The organism is Gryllotalpicola daejeonensis (assembly GCF_039538145.1).
Classification (GTDB): Bacteria; Actinomycetota; Actinomycetes; order Actinomycetales; family Microbacteriaceae; genus Gryllotalpicola; species Gryllotalpicola daejeonensis.
The window spans coordinates 356857-380917 of the sequence record NZ_BAABBV010000002.1 but is presented as its reverse complement, the minus strand read 5'-3'; the positions used below and the strand labels follow the sequence as shown (position 1 = coordinate 380917).

The following is a 24061-nucleotide window of genomic DNA, read 5'->3' as shown; positions in this document are numbered from 1 at the left end:
GGGGTGCGGCGATGGGGGAATTCGCTCCGAGAACCCCATCGCGGCACCCCTCGGCGACGGAGCGAGGAGGAAGTAGCGGCCCGCTGGCAACCGGCGCACGCGACAATGAAGCTGTGACTCTTCCTGAGCTGCCTCGCGCCCGCGCCATCGCCTCCCGCATCGTCGTGGTGCCGAGCACCGGATCGACGAACCGCGACCTCATCGCGCAGGCCTCTGAGGCCCCCGCGCAGTGGCCGCACCTCTCGGTGCTCATCACCGACGACCAGACCGCGGGGCGCGGCCGCCTCGACCGGCAGTGGAGCGCCCCGGCCGGCACGAGCCTCGCGATCTCGGTGCTGCTGCGCCCCGACGAGCTGCCTGGAAGCCTGCCCGTCGGCGCCTTCGGGTGGCTGCCGCTCATCGCCGGAGTCGCCATGAAGCGCGCCGTCACCGCAGCCGGAGCGCGCGGCGCCGAGCTCAAGTGGCCGAACGACGTGCTGATCGAGGGGCGCAAGGTCTGCGGCATCCTGGCCGAGCTGCTGCCGGATGCCTCGGCCGTCGTCGTGGGCTCTGGGCTGAACCTCACGATCGGGGCCGACGAGCTGCCGGTCGAGACCGCCACCTCGCTGCAGCTCGCAGGGGTGGAGGAGCCCGACCCTGACGCGATCCTGGCCGCGTACCTCGATGAGCTGCGGGTGCTGACCTACGAGCTGGCGAACGCCCAGGGGAACGCCGACGGGTCAGGCATCCGCTCTCTCATCGAGCGCGAATGCGCCACCGTCGGGCGCGACGTGCGCATCGAATTGCCAGGCGGCCGCATCGAACGGGCGCGCGCGACGGGGCTCGACGAGGGCGGACGTCTCATGGTGATAACGGATGCCGGACCCGCGGCGGTCGCGGCCGGAGACGTGACCCACCTGCGGTATTAATGGGCTCATGGCCCGACCGGTAGCCCCGCGCACGGCGGCGGCCCCCGAGGTCCCCGCGCCCCCGCCCGAGCGGGTGGTCGCTCGGCTGCGCCCGCACGCCCGGGTGCTCTTCTGGCCCTCGGTGATGCTGGTGCTCGTGGCCGGCGGGTACGGCTATTTCTCCGAGCGGTTCCCGGCCAGCTGGGCGCACTACGCCGTCGCGCTCGCCGCGGCGCTGCTCGTGCTGCTGTTCTTCCTGCTGCCGTACTTCTCGTGGCTGTCGAAGCGCTACGTCATCACGACGCGGCGCATCGTCGTGCGGCGCGGTTTCTTCGTGCGCCGCCGGCAAGAGCTGCTGCACCTGCGCGGCTACGAGGTCGAGCTGTCGCGCGGGCCCCTTCAGGCGATGTTCGGCTCGGGCAATCTGCGCATCACGGTTTCGGGCGAGACGGTGCTCGTGCTGAACGACATCCCCAAGGCGCGCACCGTGCAGGTCGCGCTGCACGACCTGATGGAGAACGCCGCGAGCCTGCAGACGTCGCAGCGCCAGGTGATGCAGTCGCCCGTCATCACGCGGCAGACGACGCTGTGGGACGGGCGCTGAGCGCGGTCGGCCGCGGGCCCGATCGCTCGATAGCGTTAAGGGCATGAAGAGCACTGTCGGAGTGATCGGCGGCGGCCAGCTCGCGCGCATGATGATCCCGCCCGCGATCTCGCTGGGCCTCACCATCAAGGTTCTCGAAGAGGCGCAGGGGATGTCTGCCGAGATCGCCGCGACGGGGGTGGGCGACTACCGCGACCTCGACACCGTGCTCGCGTTCGCAAAGACCGTCGACGTCGTGACCTTCGACCACGAGCACGTCCCGCAGCACGTGCTGCACGCGCTCGTCGATGCGGGCATTCCGGTGCACCCCGGTCCCGACGCTCTCCTGTACGCACAGGACAAGCTGCTGATGCGCCAGAAGATCACCGAGCTCGGACTGCCCTCGCCCGACTGGGCGGCGATCTCGGACGCCGACGAGCTCGGCGACTTCCTCGACGCACACGGGGGTCGCGCCGTCGTGAAGACCGCGCGCGGCGGTTACGACGGGAAGGGCGTGCGCGTCGTCGACGACAAGAACGGGGCGGATGACTGGTTCACGGCGCTCGCCGAGGACGGCCGTGGCGGCTCGCTCATCGTCGAAGAACTCGTGGACTTCGTGCGCGAGCTCGCTCAGCAGGTTGCCCGCCGTCCATCTGGTGAGATCGTCGCCTACCCTGTCGTCGAGACGGTGCAGAAGGGCGGGGTGTGCGCCGAGGTGATCGCGCCGGCGCCCACCGCCGCTGAGCCCGCGCGCGCTGCCGACGGCTCCGCGTCGACCGTTTCGGAGGTCGCGCGCGACATCGCGGTGCGCGTCGCCGAGGGCGTCGGAGTGACCGGGATGCTTGCCGTCGAGCTGTTCGAGACGCGCGACGGTCGCGTGCTGGTCAACGAGCTCGCGATGCGTCCGCACAACAGCGGCCACTGGTCGATCGACGGGGCCGTCACGAGTCAGTTCGAGCAGCACCTGCGCGCCGTGCTCGACCTGCCGCTGGGCTCGACGCGCCCCCGCGACCCCTGGTCGGTGATGATCAACGTGCTCGGCGGCCCGGTCGGCGAGACGCTGCAGGACCGCTATCCGGCCGTCACCGCCGCGTACCCCGCGGCTAAGCTGCACGGCTACGGCAAGGAGTCGCGGCCCGGTCGCAAGGTCGGCCACGTCACCGTGTCGGGTGCCGAGCTGGACGCTGTGCTCGCCGACGCCCGCGCCGCCGCCGCGTTCTTCGAGGGGTAGCGCGTTCGCGCATCGGTTCTGCGCACACGGGGTGGCGTTGCCCCGACCCCGCCGCGGGCATGGTTACTCTGTCTGCGGCGTGCTCAGCCCGGCGGACTCGTCGCCGAGGCCGAGGACGCTGGGGGTGAAGGGTTTTGCAGATGCGTCGGGGTGTTCGCGTAGGAGTTCTCGGAGTCGCGACGCTCTTGGCACTCATCACGGTCGTGCCGCTCGGTGGGGTCGTGGGGTCCGCCGCGCCCGCTGCAGCCGCTGCGGCGCCCGCTGCGGCCTCTGCACAGCAGGCATCCGTCTCGAGCGCACAACTCGCCGACCCGGCTGTGAGCGTCCAGGATGCGCGGGGCGATCACGTCCTGGGCTCGAGCCTCGCCTCCTCGGCTGCCGGCGGTATCGCGCGGAGCTCCGTGGTGAGCAATGCGCCCGGCATCGACGGGCTTGACGTCTCGTGGTACCAGACGCTGACCGCGGCGCAATGGGTCTCGCTGTACAAGCAGGGCGCCCGATTCGTATACGTGAAGGCGACGGAGTCGACGAACTACGTCAACAGCCGATTCGGTGAGCAGTACAACGACTCCTACGCCGCGGGCCTGATTCACGGCGCTTATCACTTCGCGACGCCGAGCACGTCCTCCGGGGCCGCTCAGGCCGCCTACTTCCTCGCCAACGGCGGCGCAGGTACGGCCGACGGCCGCACGCTGCCGCCGATGCTCGACATGGAGTCGGAGTCCGGCCATCCCACGTGCTGGGGGCTGAGCCAGGCGGCGATGGTCAGCTGGATCAACGACTTCGTGACCACGATCCACAACCGCATCGGCCGATGGCCCGCGATCTACAGCAACAAGAGCTGGTGGACGAGCTGCACCGGCGGCGTCGCATTCAAAGCGGACCCGTTCTTCATCGCGTACTACCCGAGCGGCGGCAAGTTCTCGGGTGGCCCCGGCACGCTGCCCGGCCCCTGGCCGACGTGGACCTTTTGGCAGTACGGCTCCACGGGCGCCTTCCCGGGCGATCAGGACGTGTTCAACGGCAGCCTCGCGCAGCTCCAGGCACTCGGGCTGGGGACGAGCCTCGTCCGAACGGTGGCGAACGCGACGGTGTACCTGCTGGCGGGGGCGAACAAGTACCCGGTCGCCTCTGCGGCTGAGCTGAGTGCGCTCTCGAAGCTCGGTCAGCTGGGTTATGTCGACCAGACCTTCCTGAATTCGTTCGCGACTCAGCAGACAGCAGGCCGGATCGTGAGGTCGCCGGACGGGACGATCTACTTCACGGATTCCGGCATGAAGCTGCCGTTCTCCTCCTGCGCGATGGTCGAGGACTACGGCGGAGCGTGCGCGGCCTCGGGCTACGTGCAGCTGACGGATGCCCAGATCGCGGCGTTCGTGACGGGCCCGGCTGTGAGCCAGGTACTGAAGCTCAATTCCGGGCAGCGGTTCTTGCTCTCGGGTGGCAAGAAGCGTCAGATTCTCGACAACGCGGCGATGTCGACAGCGGGGGTGTCGGGCGCCGGAATGAACGTGCTGGGCCCGACCGCCTTGGACAACCTGCCGTACGGGGCGCCACTGGTTGACGACGGGGTGTTCGCCCAGGTGACCGGCAAGAGCTCCTACGTGCTGATCAGCGGCGGCAAGCAGTTCCCCGTGGATGCCTCCGTGGTGCCCGTGACAACCCTGCCGTCCGGCATCGCCGGCACGCTGGATGCCGGCAGTGTGGCGCAACTGCCGAGCGGCGGTGCGTTCACGGGTGTGTTCCAGGTAACGGGCACCACGCAGGTGCGCGTGTTGGCGCAGGGCGGGTCGGTGGCGTGGTCGGGCACCGTCGGGGGCGAGAAGTTCGTGCCCGTCGCGGTGCCGCAGGCGTTCGCGAATCGCTTCGCTATGAAGGGCACGATCACGGCGTCATCCGCGGTGATGTCGAAGGCGAGCGCGACGGTGTACCTGGTGATGCCGACGCAGATCCTTCCGGTGGGGGCATGGGATTCCCTGGTGGCGCTGTCCGGCGGGAAGACACCCGTGATCACGACCGTGCCCCAGGCGGTGCTGGCAGGGCTGCCACATGGACCCGTGGCGTTGACGGCGGGCACCTTGGTTCGTACTCCGACAGATGCGACGGTGTACCTGGTCAACGGGGTGACGAACAAGATCGCGCTGTCGTCGTTCGTGTACACGACCGAGTTGGGGATCACGAAGTGGAGCTACACCACCCAGGCTCGTCTTAACGCGTATCCGAGGGCGTCGCAGCTGCTGCGATTCGGTGTGACCTGTGGCGGTCAGAACTATGTGTCTGCGGGCGGGCAGATCCACCTGGTGCCGTCGGCAGAGGCTGCGCTGTATCCGTTCTCGTACGTGCCGTTGGACCAGTTCACGTGCGCCCTGCTCAAGAAGGGCACGCAGGCCGGGTCGTTCATCCGTACGCCGAACGGGTCGATCTATCAGCTGTCGGGGGGCAAGAAGCTGCCCATCACAACGATGGCCAGGTACACCCAGTTGAACAAGGGCGCGGGATACCTGCAGGTCGCGGCCGAGTTCGCCGCCGAGATCCCCACCGGGCACAACGCATAACGCCTCCGCTGTGCGGCGGTGTGCCCGTCGCTCGCGCAATATCGTGGAGTCATGCCTCTTTCGAGTGACTCGGCGCAGGTCGCCATCATCATGGGTTCCGACAGCGACTGGCCGACGATGAAGGCCGCGGCCGAGTCGCTCGACCGGTTCGGCATCGACTACGAGGTCGAGGTGGTCTCGGCGCACCGCACGCCGGACAAGATGGTGGCTTTCGGCAAGGCGGCGGCCGGGCGAGGCATCCGCGTCATCATCGCGGGCGCGGGCGGCGCGGCACACCTGCCCGGCATGGTCGCGTCCGTCACGACGCTGCCGGTGATCGGCGTGCCGGTGCAGCTCGCGCGACTCGACGGGCTCGACTCGCTGCTCTCGATCGTGCAGATGCCGGCCGGCATCCCGGTCGCGACCATGGCGATCAACGGGGCGGCGAATGCGGGGCTGTTCGCGGCGCGGATCATCGCGTCGGGCGACGCCGAGCTCACCGAGAAAGTCGCAGAGTATGCCCGTGAACTCGAGTCACTCGTCGAGCAGAAGAACCAGGCGCTGATCGCGAACCTGTGAGCTCGCGAGGCGTTTGCCGGGTTACAACTCCGCGTGCAGCTGCCAGACGCGGGCGCCCGAGTCGCGCCAGCTGAAGGCCTTGGCGCGATCCCTGCCGAGGGTGGCGAGGGCTTCGGCATCCGCATTGCCCGCCAGCACGCTGCCGACCGCGGTCGCAAGCCGCTGCGCATAGCTCGACCCGGCGTTGTAGCGGACGACCGGGTACCCGGCGCCGCTCGCCAACTCGACAAGCGCCGGGGCGTCGGAGTGCACGAGGGGCGTGCCGAAGGCGAGCGCCTCGAGGGCCATGAGCCCGAAGCCCTCGGCGTAGCTCGGGGCGACGAACGCCTCGGCGCGCTTCAGCAGAAGCGCGAGGTCCGAGTCGCTGACGGCGCCGAGCGGGCGCACGCGGCCCTCCGGGAGGCCCGCGAGCATCGCGGCCTCGGTGATGCGGCGGCCGCGCCAGGCATCCTCGCCGATGATGAGCACCGGGACGTCCTGGAACTCGGGCAGCGCGGCGGCCTCGATGAGGGCGTCGATGCCGCTGCGGGGATCCATCGAGCCGGATGCCAGCACGAAGCGCTCGGGGAGTTTCAGCCAACTGGCGCGCACCTCGGGGTCGGCGGGCAGCACGATGCTCGCGCTCGTGGCGCCCGGGATGACCCGGATGCGCTCGCCGACGTCGATGTGCTCGGCGAGCTCTGCGGCGACCGCGTGGCTCGGCACAACGATGGCGTCGGCGTGCTTGGCGGCGCGGCGGGCCATGCGCCGAGTCCAGGCGGCGACACCGGGCTCGAGCGAGTTCGGGTGCGTCCATGCGATCGTGTCGTGGACCGTCACGACGAGCTGGCGCGCGACGTGCTGGTCGCCGCGCACGAGCGGGGCGAACAGGCTGGGCGCGTGCAGGATGCCGGTGCCCGCGGCGACCCGCACCCCATTGGCCCAGGCTGACGCGAGGGCGCCGTGGGGCATGCTCACGGGGGTGGTGCCGGCGGCCCCGGGGAACTGGCGGCCGAACTCGTCGAGTTCGGCGCGCGGGCGACGGCTCACGATCAGCTCGACGTCGCACTCGGGGGGAGCGGTGTCGATCAGGGCCCTGGTCAGCTCGCTCGCGTAGCGGGTCAGGCCGTTGATGCGCGGGCGGCTGGACTGCTGGGCCGACGTGCGCGCGACCGCATCGTCGGCGATCACACGCAGAGTCGTCATGGTGCTGACGAGGTTACCAAGGCGAAGCCGGGGATGCCTGAGGCAAGCCGCTCACGAGGAGGGTGGGGGAGTGGCCGAAGGTGACGCGGGAAGCTGCACGAAGCCGCCGGCGGCGAGCGCCTCGATCAGACGGAACTCGTCCTCGTCGTCGATCGAGAACGCCTCCGACTCCGGAATCTCGAATGGGGCGAAGGTGCCCTCGTCGAGCCAGTTTGACTTGAGGCCCCGCACGAACTCCGCGCGCCAGAGATAGAACGAGCCGTTGATGCGCAGGTAGCGACGGGGGTTGTCCTGCCGCCGAGTCACGCCGGCGGCCTCGGGGAAGAAGCGCTTCATCGTGCCGTCGTCGGCGGCCTCGACGCCGACCCACAACGGGTTGAACCAGGGTGCCGAGACCGCGACGACGCCGTCGAGGTCTGGCCTCGAGTCGAACAAAGCGATCGCGTCGGCGATGCGTTGCGGGTCGCGCGCCGGGCTGGTCGGCTCGAGCAGCAGCACGCCGTCGTATCGGGCGCCTTCCTGCCGCTCGACCTCGGCGAGCGCGTGCTGGATCACCGGCGCGGAAGGCGTGTCGTCGCGAGCCAACTCCGCGGGGCGCAGGAACGGGACGTCGCCGCCCAGGGCGCGCGCGGTCTCGGCGATCTCGGCGTCGTCGGTCGTGATGACCGTGCGGGCGACCAGTGGAAGTGCGTTGCCGCAGGCGATTGCGTGACCGATCAAGGGCACGCCCGCGAGCGGACGAATGTTCTTGCCCGGGAGGCCCTTGGAACCGCCCCGTGCCGGAATGACCGCGAGGATCCTGCTGCTCATCTGAGGCCTTCCGATTTGCGGGCGTTACCGAGGCGGTCACCGTGCGGCGACCGCAGTGATCCAGTCTGCCGCACGCGCAGACTCTTACGATGGCCGTATGCCAGACGCGCAGATCGCCGGTCTTGTGCTCGTGGGCGGCGGCGGCCACGCGCGGTCCATCGCCGACGTCGCCGCGCGGCGAGGGCTGCGGGTGCTCGCGGTCGTCGACCCGTCGGGGCCGGAAGGGTGGGACGTCCCGGTCTTCGCGAGCCTCGCCGACCTCGCTGAGTCATTCGCTACGGCGAGCTTCGTCGTCGCCATTGGCGACAACGCGGTCAGGGCGCGTGAGGCCGCGGCGATCGACAGCCAGGGCCGGACGCACGGGGTGCTCGTCGCGGCGACGGCCACCGTGGCACCGCAGGTGGGCGACGGCACTCAGATTCTTGAGCACGCTCATGTCGGCCCGGGTGCGCGTGTCGGCAGGGGGGTGATCGTCAACACCTCGGCCGTTGTCGAGCACGACGTGGTCGTCGGCGACTACGCCCACGTGGCGCCGGGGGCGACCTTGCTCGGCGCGGCCCAGGTGGGCTCCGGGGCGCTGATCGGTGCGCGCGCAGTCGTGCTTCCCTCGGTCAACGTCGGGGCCGGCGCCGTAGTCGGTGCCGGTAGTGTGGTCGTCCGAGATGTCCCGCCTGGGGCGGTCGTCACAGGGGTGCCGGCGCGCAGGCAGTGAGCCGGGGCGATTGTTCGGACATCTGCCACACCGAGCGAGAGGATGCCGTGGACTCCGTCACCATCGGGAACCACCAGCTGGGTGGAGAGACTCCGTTCGTCATCGCCGAGGCTGGGGTCAACCACGATGGCGACGTCCGGAAGGCGCACGCCCTCATCGACGTCGCCGCGGAAGCAGGCGCCGGCTCCGTCAAGTTCCAGACGTTCGAGGCGGCCGCGCTGGTGGCCGAGAGCGCGTCGGCCGCGCCGTACCAGCAGCGCGCGACTGGGTCGTCGACCCAGGCTGAGATGCTGCAGGCGCTCTCGCTGCCGCGCAGCGCGTGGCGCGAGCTGTCCGACCATGCCCGAGAGCGCGGACTCCTCTTTCTCTCCACCCCGTTCGATCTCGGGAGCGCTGAGCTGCTTCTCGACCTCGAAGTGCCTGCGCTCAAGGTCCCGTCCGGCGAGCTGACCAATGTCGGGTTCATCCGCCGCCTCGCCGAGCTGGGCGTGCCGCTTCTTATCTCGACCGGAATGGGCGATGCCGACGAGGTCGAGGCGGCGCTCGATGCCGCCGCGGCCGCACCCGGGCGCATCCTCTTCCATTGCGTCTCGGCCTACCCGGCACCGGTTGATGACTGCAACCTCGCTGCCATTCCCGCGATGGCGGCACAATTCGACGTGCCTGTCGGCTGGTCGGATCACACGCAGGGATCGACCGCGGCGATCGCCGCTGCGGCGCTCGGCTCGAGGGTCTTCGAGAAGCACTTCACCCTCGACTCCACCGCCCCGGGACCGGATCACGCCGCGAGCCTCGAGCCCGACGAGCTCGCCTCATACGTGCGCGACGTCGACACTGCGGTGCGGATGCTGGGCGACGGTCGCAAACGCCGCATGCCGAGCGAGCTCGAGAACGCACCGCTCGTGCGCCGCTCATGGCACGCCACGCGAGACCTAGCCGCGGGGCTTGTGCTCGGCGCCGACGACGTCATCGGCTTGCGCCCGGAGAGTGGCATCTCGGTGTCCGTCGACATCGTCGGCCGCACCCTGGTTCGCGCCGTCGCGGCCGGCGTCGCCCTTGACACTGACGCGGTCGCGACCGAATGACCGTCGCCGCCTACTTCTCCGGGCGTGCCGACCTCGGCCCGCTGGGCCCGGTGCTCACGGCACTCGCCGCGGCCGGTAACGAGCTGCTCATCCTCACCGGCGTGGCCTTCGACGAGGAATCCGCCGTCGCCGCCCTCGCGGATCTCGGCGTGGCGAACACGACGGTGCGCGCGGTCGGCCCGCGCCTCACGGGTGATGCGGCGACCGACGCCGCGCGGACTGGTGCTGCGCTCTCGGAAGGCGTCGCTCGCGCGCTCGACGGCGTCGACACGGTCGTGGTGCTCGGCGATCGCTGGGAGCTGCCCTGGGTGGTCATGCCCGCCGTGCTCGCCCGCGTGCCGGTCGTGCACTTGCACGGCGGCGAGGTCACGGAGGGCGCGATCGATGAGCGCGTGCGGCACGCGATCACGAAGCTCGCGGATGTGCACTGCGTGGCCTCGAAGGATGCCAGGGATCGCATCATCCAGATGGGAGAGGACCCCGCCACCGTCCACGTGACCGGCGCCCCAGGACTCGATCGATTCCGCGGCTTGCAGCCGCTTACAGACCACGAGCTCGCGAAGGCGCTGGGCGCGGAGATCCGGCATCCGTTGGCGCTGTTCACGTATCACCCGGTGACGACGCAGGCGCTCGACGCGGTGGTGGGTGCCGCCGTGGAGGCGCTGGCCGGTACGGCCGCAGAGGCCGGCACCGTGATCGCGACCTACCCGGGGCCCGACCCGGGCGGCCATACGGTGCGCGATGCGCTGCTCGAGGCCGCGCGCCGGCTTCCGAACGTCGTCGTCGTGCCCGCGCTTGGTGCGCGCTACCCGCGAGTGCTTGCCGCGTGCGATGTCGTGGTGGGCAACTCGTCGTCCGGCATCATCGAGGCGGCCTCCGTCGACGTGCCCGCCGTCGACGTCGGCACGCGACAGGCGGGGCGGCTGCGGGCCGACACCGTCGCGCACGTCGACGACGGTCTCGAGAACGTCCGCGGCGCGGTGCGCGCTGTGCTGGCCCGCGCGCGCCCGCGCGAGACGATCAACCCCTACGGCGACGGGCGGGCTGCCGTGCGCATCGCCGAAGTCATCTCGGGGGTGCGGCGCCCCGCCGGCCCGAAGCGCTTCCGCGATCTCGAGTCGCGCGCGGCAGCCTGGGCGGATCAAAAGGAGACTGCCCGATGAGTGTCAACCGCACGGTCGCCGACTACACGCTCCCCACGTCGGCCAGCATCCGCGACACCATGCTGCTCATCGACCGCAGCGGCCTCGAAGTGGCCGTCCTGATCGATGACGACGGCCGCCTCGTCGGCGTGCTGACGGACGGGGATCTGCGCCGCGCCATCCTGCGCGGCGCGGGGCTCGACGACGGTGCGATCGACTACGCGACGCGCAACCCCACGACGGTGTCGGACGGCACGAATCGCGCACACGCACTCGACGTCATGCGGGCCACGCGGCTCGACCAGCTCCCCGTCATCGACAGTGAGCGCCGGGTCGTCGGCATGCACACTCTGAGCGACATCGTCGGGCGCCCCGTCCTCGACAGCGTCGCCGTGGTGATGGCCGGAGGACGCGGCGTTCGTCTCGGTGAGCTGACCCGGCATACGCCGAAACCGCTTGTCCCCATCGCAGGACGACCCATCATCGAGTGGGTGCTGCTGAACCTCGTCAGCGGCGGCATCCGCACCATCTACGTCTCGGTCAACTACTTGGCGGACCAGATCATCGAGCGACTCGGGGATGGCTCGACCTTCGGCGCCGAGATCCGGTACGTACGCGAGGACCCTGACACTCCGCTCGGCACCGCCGGGTCTCTCGCGCTGATCGACCAGGCCGAACTGCCGGACGAGCCGCTCATCGTGACGAATGCCGACCTGATGGCGCAGTTCGACGTCCGGGAATTCATCGAGTCGCACCGGGCGAGCGGCACCGCAGTCACCGTCGCCACCCGCCGCTACGACCACCAGGTTCCCTTCGGCGTCGTCGAGCGCGGCACCGGTCGGCAGATCGCGCAGCTGGTCGAGAAGCCCGTACTCGACGTCGAGGTGAACGCCGGCATCTACGCGGTGTCGCGCGATGCGCTGCAGTACGTGCCGAAAGGCCGGCCCAGCACGATGCCCGAGCTGGTCGAGACGTGCATCACGCGCGGCCTCGGCGCGTCCGCCTGGGCGATGGAATCGGACTGGATCGATGTGGGAACACCTCGCGATCTCGCGAGAGCAAGGGGAAATCAGTGAGCACGATTGCCGGCAAGACGGTCCTGGTGACCGGAGCGGATGGCTTCATCGGCAGCCACGTGGTCGAGCGGCTCGTTGCGGACGGCGCCAATGTGCGCGCGATGTGCCTGTACAACTCGAACGGCTCTGCCGGGTGGCTCGATGAGTCGCCGGTGCGTGACGACGTCGACGTGCGGCTCGCAGACATCCGCGACGCGGAGTACGTGCGCACGCTAGTGAAGGGCACCGACATCGTGCTCCACCTCGCCGCGCTGATCGCGATTCCCTATTCGTATGTCGCGCCCCGCTCGTACGTCGACACAAACATCACCGGCACACTGAACGTGCTCGAGGCGGTGCGCGCCGAGGGCATCGAGCGCATGGTGCACACCTCGACCTCCGAGGTCTACGGCACGCCCGAGACCGTGCCGATCACGGTCGAGCATCCGCTACGGGGCCAATCGCCGTACTCGGCGTCGAAAATCGGCGCCGACAAGATGTGCGAGTCGTACGCGCTCTCGTTCGAGACGCCCGTGACGGTGCTGCGGCCGTTCAACACCTTCGGCCCCCGTCAGTCGATGCGCGCCGTCATCCCCACGATCCTGAACCAGCTGCTCGCGGGCGCCGATGAGGTGCACCTGGGCGCGTTGTCGCCTAAGCGTGACTTCACCTACGTGGCGGACACGGCAGACGGCTTCGTACGCGCCGCCACGACGAACCTCGCGCCGGGCACCGTCGTGCAGCTGGGCACCGGCCGCACCGTGTCCATCGCAGAGACCTTCGACATGTGCCTCGCGGCCACGGGGTCGAATGCCACGGTGACGACCGACGAAGACCGCTTCCGCCCCGCGGGCTCAGAGGTCGAGATCCTGCTCTCCGACCCGAGCCAGGCTGCGGAGGTCCTCGGCTGGACGCCGCGAACCTCGCTAGAGGACGGCCTGAAGCAGACCGCCGAGTGGCTACGCGATCGTGTCGACGCCAAGAGGGCCGAGGTCTACCACCGATGAGCCAGGTCTCCGACAGCTCGTCGTGGGGCAACGCACCCCGGGCAGAAGCGCGCTCCGATCTGCCGTTCATTCCGCTCGCGGTGCCCAGCATCACCGATCGTGAGATCGCGAAGGTGACGGATGCCGTGAAGTCCGGCTTCGTCTCATCCGTCGGCCCCTACGTCGAAGAGTTCGAGAACACTTTCGCGGAGCTGGTCGGAGCCAAGCACGCGGTGGCGTGCTCGAGCGGCACAGCGGCCATTCACCTCGCGTTCGCGGTGCTCGACGTTCCGCGCGGGGCGGAGATCGCGGTTCCCGACTTCACCTTCGTCGGCTCGAGCAACCCGATCGCCTATGTTGGCGCGAAGCCGTGGCTGATCGACTCAGAGTCCGAGACGTGGTGTCTCGACCAGGACCGGCTCATCGAGGCCCTCGAAGATCGGAAGCGCCGGGGCGACGCCCTTCCAGCGGTCATCGAACCCGTGCACATCCTCGGGCAGCCGGCACGGATCGACCGCTTGATCGAGTTCTGCCGCAGCAACGGCATCGCGGTCGTCGAGGATGCAGCCGAGTCGCTCGGGGCGACCTGGAGCGACGGCGCCTTTGCCGGCCGCCACACTGGAACCGTCGGAACGATCGGCGCCTTCTCGTTCAACGGCAACAAGCTCGCGACGGCGGGCGGTGGCGGCATGCTCGTGACCGACGACGCTGAGCTCGCGAAGCGGGCGAAGCACCTGTCGACGCAGGCCAAGGTGCCAGACATCGGCTACCTGCACGACGAGGTCGGCTACAACTACCGCCTCACCAACATCGCAGCCGCGCTCGGGCTCGCACAAATCGAGCGGCTCGACGAGCTGAAGGCGCGGCGCGCCCACGTGGCGGCTCGCTACGAAGCGGCCTTCGCCGACACGGACATCGTGACGCAGCCGCGCATCGAGGGCTTCGATGCCACCTACTGGCTGTACTCCGTCCTCGTGCCCAAGGGCGCGGGCGCCGAATACCGAGACGCGCTGTGGAAGCACCTGGGCGCACAGCAGATCGGCTCGCGGCCGCTCTGGCGGCCCCTGCACCTGCAACCGCCGTGGCAGGCATCCGATCGCCTCGGCGGCGAAGTCGCGGAAGACATCTTCACGCGAGGGCTCTCGCTGCCGTGCTCGTTCGACCTGACGGATGCAGACCAGGATCGCGTGATTGAGGCGGTTCTCGAGTTCGACTCCGCCGCGAGCGCATGAGCGCGCGGCGGCCACCCGCTGACCTTCCGAGAGGAAATCGTCCGTGATCCCAACCCCGCAGACCGAGGCGCTCGTCGCGCTTGAGGATGCCGCGCCCGACGTCCTGTTCGAGACCTTCCCCGGAACGGACCTCGCGATCTGGCCCCTGCTGCGCTGGCCTCTGATCCGAAGCATGGCCGAGGCGTCGAGCGGCGGCGAGGATGCAGCGGATGCCGGCTCCGATGCGTCGTCCGGGGCGGCACTCCCCGGAGCGAAGGCCCAGAAGTCGCTTCGCCAGCGCGCGTGGGAGACCTCACAAGTCGTGCTGCCGAATCCGCATTCCCTGCGGAAGGCGCGTGGTCGTGACCTGCTCTTCCTGGTGAGCGGCACGACTCTCGCACAGACCGATGCCGGAGTTAAGAACTGGCTCGTCGGGGACTTCGCCGTCGCCGAAGGCGGCCGCAGCGCAGTACTGCAGGACCGCGGGATCAAGCGGCGGCCCTCGGCCGCCGAACGCCCGAGCTTCGAGGCGACCTACAGCCTCGACCGTGAGATCTTCCTCGCGCGGCGAGACGCGGCGGCTCATCCTCTCTCCACGTCGGCTCAGGCTTCGGTGCACGCAGCGGTGCGCGGGATCTATGCAGTTCTTCCCTTCGACGTCCCCGATTCGGCCATCGAGCGCACTGCAGCGTGGGTCGTCACCCGCGGCCAGATCGCGTCACACCTTGGCAAGCAATTCGCTCCGCTCGTCGACCGTATGAAGCCGAAGGCGGCCATCATGCAGACGGCCGCATACCTGAATCAGCCCAGCCTCATCTCGGTGCTCAAGGACCGCGGTGTGCGGGTTATCGAGCCGCAGCACGGGTGGATCGGGCCGTCGCACGGCGCCTACAACTTCGGTGCGGCGATCACGCGCCCCGAGTTCGCCCGCTTCATGCCTGACACGCTTCTGACCTTCGGCGAGTTCTGGTCGGACAAAGTGCGCTTCCCCGGCGAGAAAGTGGCGATCGGCAAGCCCCACCTCGAGCAGACCGCCGCCAAGGCGCCCGCGCCCGCCGAGCGCGAGAAGACGGTTCTCGTCGTCTCGAACCGGTACCAGGAAGAGGTGACGACGCGCCTCGTCACAGACATCCGCGATGCGCTGCCGGGGGAGTGGCGAGTGCTGTTCCGCCCCCACCCGTCGGAGCGCGCGCTCGTCGCGCAGCGCTATCCGGGGCTCATCGGCGAGGATCGGATCAGCATCGACACCGCTCTCGATGTGAACGAGACGCTGGCCCGGTCGCGCGCGGTGTTCGGCTACTTCAGCACGGTGCTGTACGAGGCCCTCGCGTTCGGCTGCGAGGTCTTCGTGTTCGACTCGCCCATGGCCGACGTGTGCGCCGACAAGGAGATCTTCGGCGAGCGGGTGAGCGACGCTGAGTCCGTGCGCTCCGCGGTCGACGTGGTGCTCGGCGCTGCGCCGAGCGCACTGCAGGCCGCACCTGGACTACTCGAGTCGATCTGGAAACCCCATGCGGTGGAGAACTTCCGCGCCTTCGTACGAAGCGGGGTTGACGGCCTCACCCGATAGCCTCGTTGACCGTGAAGGTCATCAGTGTCGTCGGCGCCCGTCCTCAGTTCGTCAAGCTCGCCCCGATCGCACACGCGGCTGCCGCAGCCGGTGTCGAGCACGTCATCGTGCACACCGGCCAGCACTACGACCCGATGCTGTCCGACGTCTTCTTCGAGGACCTGGGGATTCCTGCCCCTGACGTGCATCTCGGGGTCGGCTCGGGCAGCCACGGCGTGCAGACGGGCGCCATGCTGGGCGCCCTCGACGGCGTGTTCGATGAGCACCAGCCCGACTGGGTGCTGGTTTACGGCGACACCAACTCGACGATTGCCGCGGCGCTCTCGGCGGTGAAGCTGCACTTCCCGGTCGCGCACCTCGAGGCGGGCCTGCGCTCGTTCAACCGCCGGATGCCTGAGGAGCACAACCGCGTGCTCACCGATCACGCCGCCGACCTGCTGCTGGCTCCGACCGACGTCGCCGCCCAGCACCTCGCTGCCGAGGGTCTGGGCGACAAGACCGTCGTCGTCGGCGACGTGATGACCGACGTGCTCTTCACCACGCGCGACGCGGTCGCCGGCGCCCCGTCGAAGCTCGTCGCCGAACTCGGCCTCACGCCCGGCGAGTTCTCCGTGGCCACGATCCACCGCGCCGACAACACCGATGACCCGGCGCGCCTCGCCGAGGTTGTCGCCGGGCTGTCCGCCCTCGACCACCCCGTGGTGCTGCTCGCCCACCCGCGGGTGGCCGCCCGTGCGGCATCCGCCGGCATCCAACTGACCACCGGCTCGCTCATCGAGCACGCGCCGCTCGCCTACCCCGACCTGATCGCCGCCGTGCTCGCGAGTCGCGGCGTCGTCACCGACTCCGGCGGTCTTCAGAAAGAGGCGTTCCTGCTGCGGGTGCCCGCCACAACGGTGCGCACCGAGACCGAGTGGGTCGAGACGATCGATCTCGGCTGGAACGTGCTCGCGAACACGAGCGACGAGATCGCCGCCGCGGTGGCACGGCCCCGCCCGGCGGAGACCGACGCGGCGCCCTATGGAGACGGGCACGCGGCCGATCGCGTCGTGGCCGAGTTGCTCGCCCACGGCGACTAGCCTCGCCGGGGCCGTACATCACCACCACAATTTCGCGCCGGTAGGCTGGGACCCCGTGGGAGCATCGAACGTGGTTGTAACGCGCGCGCCGAGCGCGCGCCTCATCGACCCGACGCCGTTGCCCAAGGGTGCCGTGGGGCGGCTCGACTCGCTCACGGGGCTGCGGTGGTTCGCCGCGTTCGTGGTCTTCCTGCACCACGTGCAGAACCTCGGCGCCATCCCGGCCTTCGCGCCCTTCCTGCGCTACGGAACTTACGGCGTCACGTTCTTCTTCGTGCTCTCAGGCTTTGTGCTCGCGTGGTCGTACCGGCCCAGCACCGGTGCGCCGACGTTCTATTGGCGGCGCTTCTCGCGGATCTACCCCTCGCATTTCGTCGCGCTGCTGATCGCGATCCCGATCTTCTACAGTTTCCATCCCGACCCGGCGCAGACCTGGGTCAAGCCCGTCTCGTTCGGCATCCTGATTCTCTCGCTGCCTCTGATCCAGGCGTGGTGGAGCAACCCGGTCGTCGAACTCTCCGGCAATCCGGCCGCGTGGACGCTGACGTGCGAGTTCTTCTTCTACGCTCTGCACCCGTGGATCATGAAGCCGTTCCGCCGCCTGAGCGCGAACGGCGCGATTCTGGTCGCCGCCGGGGTCTTCGTCTTGGAGCTGGTGTACCGAGAGGCGATGGACAGGACGCCAGGGACCGCATGGGTCCACCACATTCCGCAGCCGGTGGTGCAGCTGCCTGCGTTCGTCATCGGCATGTGCCTCGCCGTGGCGATGCGCCGCGGGTGGCGCCTCAGCGTCCCGCCCATCGTTGCCTACGCACTGACGGGTGCTTTCGTCCTGTTCCTCGGCCTGATGGCCGTCTACCCGCTGCACACCTGGATCGCCATCCACATCTTGGCGTTCACCCCCGAGGGCATGGTGCTTGTGTGCGCGCTCATGATCGCGGCCGTCGCAACACGCGACATCGTCGGGGCGCGGTCCGTGCTGCGCAACCGATTCTGGGTGACGCTCGGTGAGTGGTCGTTCTGCTTCTATCTCGTGCACGCCACGTTCATCTACCTGACGCGTTCGATCTTCGGCCCCGAGTCACACGGCTGGGCAACGCTGTGGTGGTGGGCCGCGATGTTCGTCGTCGGGCTCGCGGCGACCGCAGCCCTGCACTACTTCATCGAGAAGCCCGTCGAGCGTCAGCTGCGCACCTGGTGGGACGCGCGGGGCGCTAAGGCCGACGCCGGGGTGCGGGTGCCCGCGATGAGTGGCGAGGCGGCGTGACCCGAAGCGCTGCAGCTCAGGCCGGCGGAGCGCACCTGCTGTATGTGGCGTGGGGCTACCCGCCTTCGCGCGGCAGCGGCGTGTACCGCGCATGGGCGACCGCGAACGCCTTCGCCGAGCGCGGCTGGCGGGTCACCGTGCTGACTGCTGACCGCGAGACCTTCGCTCTGACAACGGGCACGGACACCTCCCTCGAGGCGCGCATCAACCCATCCGTCCAGGTGGTGCGCGTTCCATTCCCTGCGCCGGGGTTCCGCAACGACGTCCGGAAATGGTCGCGGCTGAGAGCCGAGGCGCCCGAGCTCTGGAACGGATTCTACGAATGGCGCGGGCAGCGGATGTTCCCCGAGCGTGTTTACGGCGGGTGGCGCCGTGCGCTCGAGCACGCTGCACGTGAGATCCACGCCGCGAACCCGGTGAATCTCACCATCGGCACTGCAAATCCCAACGTGGATTTCATTCCGGGCTTCGTGCTGCATGAGGCATTCGGTGTGCCGTACGTCATGGATTATCGGGACGCGTGGCAGCTCGATGTATTCAGCGGGAATCGCATCACCGCGGAAAGCAGTGCCGTTGATCGCTGGGAGAAGCGGCTCGTGGCAGGAGCGAGCGAGGTGTGGTTCGTCAACGAGCCGATCCTGCGCTGGCATGCCGAGGTCTATCCCGAACACGCATCGAAGCTGCGCGTCGTCTCGAATGGCTATGACTTCGCTCCAATCGCGGTCCCGCGCACGGACAGGTTGCCGAAGGCGTCGCTGGTATTCGGGTACGTCGGCACGATTTCCGCAGCGGTTCCCATTCGCGAGATCATCGACGGGTGGGCGCTCGCGCGCAAGCGCTCCGCTCTCGTGCGGGCATCGCGCCTCGAGCTCTATGGTCACTTGAGCCACACCGCGACTGCGAATAGCGACTTCGAGGCGCAGCGCGAGCGGTTCAAGACACATGCGATCAGCCATGGCGGCTCCTTGCAGAAGTCGGCTGTGTCGGCGAAGTACAGCGAGTTCGACGCACTCGTGCTGATGGCGGGCGCCGGTCGCTATGTTACGGGCGGGAAGGTCTACGAATACGCGGCGACGGGTTTGCCCATCGCCTCGGTGCACGATCCCGCCAACGACACGTCGAGTGCCCTGGCACAGTATCCGTGGTGGCGCGGCAGCGCGCGCGCGGATGCCGAGAGCTACGCGGCGACTTTCATCGAGGTCGCTGAGCTTGCAGCGGCGCAGACCGAGGAACAGCGTGCGGCGGCGCGCGAGTGGGCGCGCCGGTTCGAACGCGAGGCGCAGCTCGCGCCCCGGATCGACGGATTGGCCGAACTGATCGGCGCCGTAGGCACTGAGGAGGCGACGTCATGACTGGAACCCCGAGATCCGCCGACCACAGGCCGCACCTGCTGTACGTGGCGTGGGGTTACCCCCCGTCACGCGGCAGCGGCGTCTACCGCGCGTGGGCGACGGCGAACGCCTTTGCACGGAATGGCTGGCGGGTCACTGTGCTGACCGCGCCGCGCGAGACATTCACCATGTCGACGGGCGCCGACCTGACGCTGGAACAGCAGGTCGACCCGAGCATCCGCATCGTGCGCGTTCCGTTCAATGCCCCCGCGTTTGCGAATGACGTGACCGCCTGGTCACGCTGGCGCGCCGAGACGCCCGAGCTGTGGATCTGGGCGCATCAGCGTCGCAATTTGCGCGACTTCCCTGAGAAGAACTACGGCAGCTGGCGGCCTGCACTCGAGGCCGCCGCCCGCCGTGTGCACGCCGAAGACCCGGTCGATCTCACGATCGGCACCGCGAACCCGAACGTCGATTTCTTGCCCGGATACGTGCTGTATCGCGAGCACGGCGTGCCGTACGTCATGGACAACAGGGATGCCTGGCAGCTCGACATCTACTCAGGCAACCGCCTGTCGCCGAAAGGAGGGGCCGTAGACAGGTGGGAGCGCCGGCTCATCGCCGGCGCTCACCGAGTCTGGTTCGTCAACCGCCCCATCCGCGATTGGCACGTTGAGCAGTACCCCGAGTTCGCGGAGAAGATGGATGTCGTCGAGAACGGCTACGACGTCGCTCCGGTGATGCCCCCTCGTGAGGGGTCGCTGCCAAAGGCATCCATCGTATTCGGCTACATCGGCACCATCTCAGGAGCGGTGCCGCTCAAGGAGATCGTCGACGGGTGGGCGTTGGCCCGCGGCCGTTCGCCGCTCGTGGCGGCCTCGAAGCTCGAGCTCTTCGGGCACCTTAACCACACGGGGGTGCCGCACGAGAACGTCGTCGCCGTCATGCCGCGCTTCGCCGAGCACGGCATCAGCTACGGCGGCCCGCTGCTGCGCGACGAGGTGAACCGGAAGTACGGCGACTTCGACGCGCTCCTGCTCACGTTCGGGGCAGGCAAGTACATCACCGGGGGCAAGGTGTACGAATATGCGGCGACCGGGCTGCCGATCGTCTCGGTGCACGACCCGATGAACGAGACCTCGCGCACGCTTGCGGAGTACCCCGGCTGGCGCGGAGTGCGCTCCATGAGTGCCGATGATGTCTCCGACGCTTTCATCGAGGTCGCCGAACGCGCAGCCGTGCAGTCCGAAGAAGAGCGCGTCGCTGCGCGCGAGTGGGCTCGCCGGTTCGAACGCGAGCGCCAACTGCTTCCATGGGTGACGCGCCTGGCCGACGAAGTCGCATCCCTGCCCGTGAAAGAAAGGTCGAAATGAGCAAGATCGTTCTGATCGCCCCCTCGGGAAGTGTCGACGCAGCGCTGACCCGACTCCGTCTGCCGTCTTGGCCCGATACCGTCGGCGTCATCAGCTGGGTGTGCGCGGATTCGGCGGCTGACGGGGTTGACGCGCGTGCCGTCGGCTCGCCGGGGTCGTCGCTGTCGGCACGTCTCTCGCGTCTCCTGTCGGGGAATCCGTTGGGCCGCAATGTCCTACGCCTGTCGCCGCTCGACGGGGGGCGCAGGCTCTACCGCGCGGTGCGCCGCGACTCGACGGCACGGGAAATGCTTCGCGCGGCCGACGTCGTCGTCGTTCTCGAGCGTGACGGCATCCTCACCGGTTGGCATGCGGCCCGGCGATGGACCGGCTCGGGCACGCGCGTGGTCTACGGGCTTGCGCCCGCTGAGTCACTGCTGCGCTCAGAACGTGCGGGAGCCTAGTCGCAGGGCTGTTCCAGCGATTAAGCGAGGCCTGCGAGCGACGCCTGCATCGCGAACTCGGGCACTGCGGCGACGAGCTCGTCGAAGGAGCCTCGAGCGACGATCTCGCCGTCGTGCACGTAACAGAGCATGTCGTAGTCGCGAACTGTCGAGAGCCGGTGCGCCACCGAGATGAGCGTGGTCTCGCCGCGCAGCTCCCGAATCGAACGGGAAACGTCGGCCTCGGTCTTGGTGTCGAGCGAGCTGGTGGCCTCGTCGAGGACGACGACCAACGGCTCGGTGTATAGAGCGCGGGCGATGCCGAGCCGCTGGCGTTGACCGCCGGAAAGCATGATGCCCTGCTCACCGATGACCGAATGCATTCCGCCGTCGCGCTTCTCCACGATCTCCCACAGGTGGGCGCGCTCCAGCGCGCGCCGCACGCGATCTTCATCGATGTCCTCGCCCCAGGTGAGGGCGATGTTCTGCGCGATCGATGCGTTGAACAGTGCGACCTGCTGCGGGACGTAGCCGACGCGGCTGCGCCAACCTGAAAGCACGGAGGTCAGCGGCCGCCCGTCGATGAGAATGCGGCCCTCTGAGGGCTCGAGCAAGCCGAGCAGGATGTCGATCAACGTCGACTTGCCCGCCCCCGTGGGACCGACGATGCCCAGCGTGCTGCCGATCGGAATATCGACGCTGATGTCTTTGAGCGCCGGGCGCTTGGCGCCTGGGTAGGTGAACCCGACGCCTTCCAAAGCGAACAGGCGCGGTTCTTCAGGCAGTGGCGTGTTGCTGAGCTGTTCGGCGCGGGCGACGTACTCGCGGGAGGCGTCGATGTCGTGGAGCACGGGGGTGATCTGCGTGATGTTTGCCTGTGCGTTGGTCACGATCCCCTGGAACGACACGATGGTCGGCAGGATTCGGAAACCGGCGACGGCGAAGACCGACACGGCGGTCACTGCCTGCGGGAAGCCGCCGATGGCGAACGTCGCGACTCCGACGATGAGGAACCCGCCGATGAGCGCGCCATCGAGGATGAAGCGAGGGACGGCGCCCAGGAAGTACGCGCGGGCGCGGGCATCCGTCGACACCATACGACGTGCGTGCACCTGTTTCGCGACTTCGGCGCCCTTATTGCGTAGCGTGACTTCCTTGAGCGCGTGCACCATCTCGGTCATGAGGCGAGCTGTGTACTGCGAGTACTCGCGGTTGCGTCGCCCCGCAGCGATCGCTCGCGATGAGATCCAGCGGTAGAGAATGAGCCCGACGAGCGCGAAGTAGACGAGTGCGATGCCGGCCGTCACCGGCTGCGCGACGATGATCACCGCGAAGACCGCAACGAAGGTGGCGAGCAGTGACGGGATCGTCATCACCGGAAGAAGGAAGCCGCTGGTGATCACCGAGATCCCCACGTCGGCCATGCGGACCAGCTCTGACGTGTTCCGCGAGATTCGCTCGATCCACGGCGCCTTGATGTAGGCGTCGAAGAGGGCATCGCCGTAGCGCAGTTCGTAGCCTGCGAACTGGCGGGTCGCGAGCCACTGCAGCCCGACGTTGAGGATCGCTTTGCCGATGATCAGCACGCAGATGAGGAAGAACACCCAGACGAAGTCATCGCCCTGGATATCGCCAATGAGCGGCACGTGCAGGGGAGCGTTGCGCACCACGGTCGCGAGGGCCAGGGACAGCAGGCCGATCGCGACGACGTCAAGGATCGAGAGGACGGTCGACGCCACGATGAAGAACCACATGAACCGGCGCTGCTCGGCCGAGAGATACGGCTGCAGACGGCGGAAGACTCTCCAGATTCGCTTCAACGGCGACCTTCCTTTCGAACCGTCCGAGTGTACTTGGCCAAGCGTGTGAGGATCCCGTGCTCGACGGCCACGTCGGCCTCCGAGCTGAGGTCGCGCGCGGCGGCATCGACCGCGGTCTTGTAGGCAGTGACGTCGTCACGCGTGAGTCCGCGCAGAGCGCCGACGAGGTCGGCCGCCGTGAACCCGGGAACCACGACCCCGAGGCCGTGCGCCGTGATGATGCGATCAGTCTCGACGGCCGAGTTGAAGACGATCCCGATGCGCGCCTGCACGTAGTCGAAGAACTTGTTGGGCAGCATCATGCGGTGGTTCGGCGTGTGCGGCGGAAGCAGGAAGACGCCGAGGTCGTAGGGATTCAGCACCCGCGGCAGCTCGTCGGGCGCGACGGGGTCGTGCAGCGTCGTGTGCGGCGATGCGTCGATCTTCTGCTGCAGCATGCCCCAATAAGAATCACCCTCGCGCGCCTTCAGCAGGTACAGGTCGAGCGTGAAGCGGCCGCCGAGCTCGTCGACGGCATCGATGATCGCCTCGATGTTGCGGCCGGGCACGGCGCCACCGCTGTGCACGAGCCGGATCGTGTCGGCCGGCACCGGGGTCGGCGCCAGCTCGGGCCGGAAGGCGATCGCGTTGCGCACGATCTCGGGCTCGACCCCGTAGTTCTCGCGGTAGAGCGCGGCGATCGAGTCGTTGATGGTCGTCGCCGCGTCGACGCGGGGCAGATAGCGGCCGCAGATCCACGACATGAACGGCGCGACGAGCAGGCGCCAGGACAGCACGTGCACGCGCTCCTGCGGAGCCCACTCGTGCAGGTCGCACCAGACGCGCGGACTTCCCGCGACCCGGAACGCGATCGGCAGAGCCCGTGCCTCATTGGCGACCACGATGTCGAACTCGCGATCGCCGAGGGCGCGCAGGGCCGCCTGCATCGCCGGTGCGTCGACCTCGACGGAGCGGTAGGCGCGCACCCCGAGCTTCAGAACACCGAGGGGCGTCTGTGGCAGCGAGGGCAGGTTCCGCGGCAGCTCGATGTGATCCGTCGCGCCGTCGGGCGCGTCGCCGTAGCCGAGGGTCGTCACAGGCCCGTGCCGGTGCAGCACGTCGAGCTGGCGCAGCACGCGGGAATCCGAGCGAAAGTCGGAGAACGAAATCGAGAGGATGCGTGGCGCGGCGGCACCTGAGGGAAGGTCGGTCATCGGGCG

The 24061-nt window shown here is 68.8% G+C and carries 21 protein-coding genes; 17 read left to right on the top strand and 4 right to left on the bottom strand.

Features of this window, described 5'->3' with window-relative positions:
- The first annotated feature begins 113 nt into the window (after positions 1–113).
- The 5 genes from ABD736_RS14725 (at position 114) to purE (ending at position 5814) form a co-directional block, all read left to right on the top strand.
- Positions 114–908, top strand: a complete 795-nt coding sequence (locus ABD736_RS14725) for a biotin--[acetyl-CoA-carboxylase] ligase (protein WP_344792625.1) — start codon at positions 114–116, stop codon at positions 906–908.
- Positions 909–915: 7 nt separating this feature from the next.
- Positions 916–1491, top strand: a complete 576-nt coding sequence (locus ABD736_RS14720) for a PH domain-containing protein (protein WP_344792624.1) — start codon at positions 916–918, stop codon at positions 1489–1491.
- Between the two features lie 43 nt (positions 1492–1534).
- Positions 1535–2701 (top strand): 5-(carboxyamino)imidazole ribonucleotide synthase, encoded by a 1167-nt coding sequence (locus ABD736_RS14715; RefSeq protein ID WP_344792623.1) that lies wholly within the window; start codon positions 1535–1537, stop codon positions 2699–2701.
- 185 nt (positions 2702–2886) lie between these two features.
- On the top strand, positions 2887–5256 hold the full coding sequence (locus tag ABD736_RS14710; RefSeq protein ID WP_344792622.1) for a GH25 family lysozyme: 2370 nt from the start codon (positions 2887–2889) through the stop codon (positions 5254–5256).
- A gap of 51 nt (positions 5257–5307) precedes the next feature.
- Complete coding sequence (purE, locus tag ABD736_RS14705; protein WP_344792621.1) at positions 5308–5814, top strand: 5-(carboxyamino)imidazole ribonucleotide mutase; 507 nt, start codon at positions 5308–5310, stop codon at positions 5812–5814.
- 21 nt (positions 5815–5835) lie between these two features.
- Here the strand turns inward: purE and ABD736_RS14700 are convergent, their stop codons facing one another.
- Together ABD736_RS14700 and ABD736_RS14695 are read right to left on the bottom strand one after the other, a co-directional pair.
- Positions 5836–6999 carry a glycosyltransferase family 4 protein gene (locus ABD736_RS14700; RefSeq protein WP_344792620.1) on the bottom strand — a complete coding sequence of 388 codons (1164 nt, stop codon included), beginning with the start codon at positions 6997–6999 and terminating at the stop codon, positions 5836–5838.
- Between the two features lie 51 nt (positions 7000–7050).
- The gene (locus ABD736_RS14695; RefSeq protein ID WP_344792619.1) at positions 7051–7809 is read right to left on the bottom strand and encodes an acylneuraminate cytidylyltransferase family protein; all 759 of its coding nucleotides are present in this window, start codon (positions 7807–7809) and stop codon (positions 7051–7053) included.
- Positions 7810–7906: 97 nt separating this feature from the next.
- Between ABD736_RS14695 and ABD736_RS14690 the strand changes: the two genes are divergently transcribed.
- From ABD736_RS14690 to ABD736_RS14635, 12 genes are read left to right on the top strand one after another with little or no spacing between them, the layout of a single operon-like run.
- Complete coding sequence (locus ABD736_RS14690) at positions 7907–8521, top strand: NeuD/PglB/VioB family sugar acetyltransferase (RefSeq protein WP_344792618.1); 615 nt, start codon at positions 7907–7909, stop codon at positions 8519–8521.
- Positions 8522–8568: 47 nt separating this feature from the next.
- Complete coding sequence (locus ABD736_RS14685; protein WP_344792617.1) at positions 8569–9606, top strand: N-acetylneuraminate synthase family protein; 1038 nt, start codon at positions 8569–8571, stop codon at positions 9604–9606.
- A complete protein-coding gene (gene neuC, locus ABD736_RS14680; protein WP_344792615.1) occupies positions 9603–10769 on the top strand; it encodes a UDP-N-acetylglucosamine 2-epimerase in 1167 nt (388 codons plus the stop codon). The genes ABD736_RS14685 and neuC overlap by 4 nt, the downstream gene beginning before the upstream one ends.
- Positions 10766–11824, top strand: a complete 1059-nt coding sequence (locus tag ABD736_RS14675) for a sugar phosphate nucleotidyltransferase (protein ID WP_344792613.1) — start codon at positions 10766–10768, stop codon at positions 11822–11824. Before neuC ends, ABD736_RS14675 begins: the two co-directional genes overlap by 4 nt.
- Positions 11821–12810: an SDR family NAD(P)-dependent oxidoreductase gene (locus ABD736_RS14670; protein ID WP_344792612.1), complete on the top strand. Its 990-nt coding sequence runs from the start codon at positions 11821–11823 to the stop codon at positions 12808–12810. The genes ABD736_RS14675 and ABD736_RS14670 overlap by 4 nt, the downstream gene beginning before the upstream one ends.
- The gene (locus tag ABD736_RS14665; protein ID WP_344792611.1) at positions 12807–14021 is read left to right on the top strand and encodes an aminotransferase class I/II-fold pyridoxal phosphate-dependent enzyme; all 1215 of its coding nucleotides are present in this window, start codon (positions 12807–12809) and stop codon (positions 14019–14021) included. Before ABD736_RS14670 ends, ABD736_RS14665 begins: the two co-directional genes overlap by 4 nt.
- A 43-nt stretch (positions 14022–14064) precedes the next feature.
- Entirely contained in the window at positions 14065–15570 is a 1506-nt protein-coding gene (locus ABD736_RS14660) for a polysialyltransferase family glycosyltransferase (RefSeq protein WP_344792610.1), read from the top strand.
- A gap of 11 nt (positions 15571–15581) precedes the next feature.
- Positions 15582–16649 carry a non-hydrolyzing UDP-N-acetylglucosamine 2-epimerase gene (gene wecB / locus ABD736_RS14655; RefSeq protein WP_344792609.1) on the top strand — a complete coding sequence of 356 codons (1068 nt, stop codon included), beginning with the start codon at positions 15582–15584 and terminating at the stop codon, positions 16647–16649.
- 55 nt (positions 16650–16704) lie between these two features.
- Positions 16705–17916, top strand: a complete 1212-nt coding sequence (locus ABD736_RS14650) for an acyltransferase family protein (RefSeq protein ID WP_344792608.1) — start codon at positions 16705–16707, stop codon at positions 17914–17916.
- Positions 17917–17960: 44 nt separating this feature from the next.
- The gene (locus ABD736_RS14645) at positions 17961–19268 is read left to right on the top strand and encodes a glycosyltransferase family protein (RefSeq protein ID WP_344792607.1); all 1308 of its coding nucleotides are present in this window, start codon (positions 17961–17963) and stop codon (positions 19266–19268) included.
- Positions 19265–20620, top strand: a complete 1356-nt coding sequence (locus ABD736_RS14640; protein ID WP_344792606.1) for a glycosyltransferase — start codon at positions 19265–19267, stop codon at positions 20618–20620. The genes ABD736_RS14645 and ABD736_RS14640 overlap by 4 nt, the downstream gene beginning before the upstream one ends.
- Entirely contained in the window at positions 20617–21063 is a 447-nt protein-coding gene (locus ABD736_RS14635) for a hypothetical protein (RefSeq protein ID WP_344792605.1), read from the top strand. Before ABD736_RS14640 ends, ABD736_RS14635 begins: the two co-directional genes overlap by 4 nt.
- 20 nt (positions 21064–21083) lie before the next feature.
- On the opposite strand, the gene ABD736_RS14630 is transcribed toward ABD736_RS14635, so the two are convergent.
- Together ABD736_RS14630 and ABD736_RS14625 are read right to left on the bottom strand one after the other, a co-directional pair.
- Complete coding sequence (locus tag ABD736_RS14630) at positions 21084–22862, bottom strand: ABC transporter ATP-binding protein (protein WP_344792604.1); 1779 nt, start codon at positions 22860–22862, stop codon at positions 21084–21086.
- The gene (locus tag ABD736_RS14625; RefSeq protein ID WP_344792603.1) at positions 22859–24055 is read right to left on the bottom strand and encodes a glycosyltransferase family protein; all 1197 of its coding nucleotides are present in this window, start codon (positions 24053–24055) and stop codon (positions 22859–22861) included. The genes ABD736_RS14630 and ABD736_RS14625 overlap by 4 nt, the downstream gene beginning before the upstream one ends.
- Between the last annotated feature and the right edge of the window lie 6 nt (positions 24056–24061).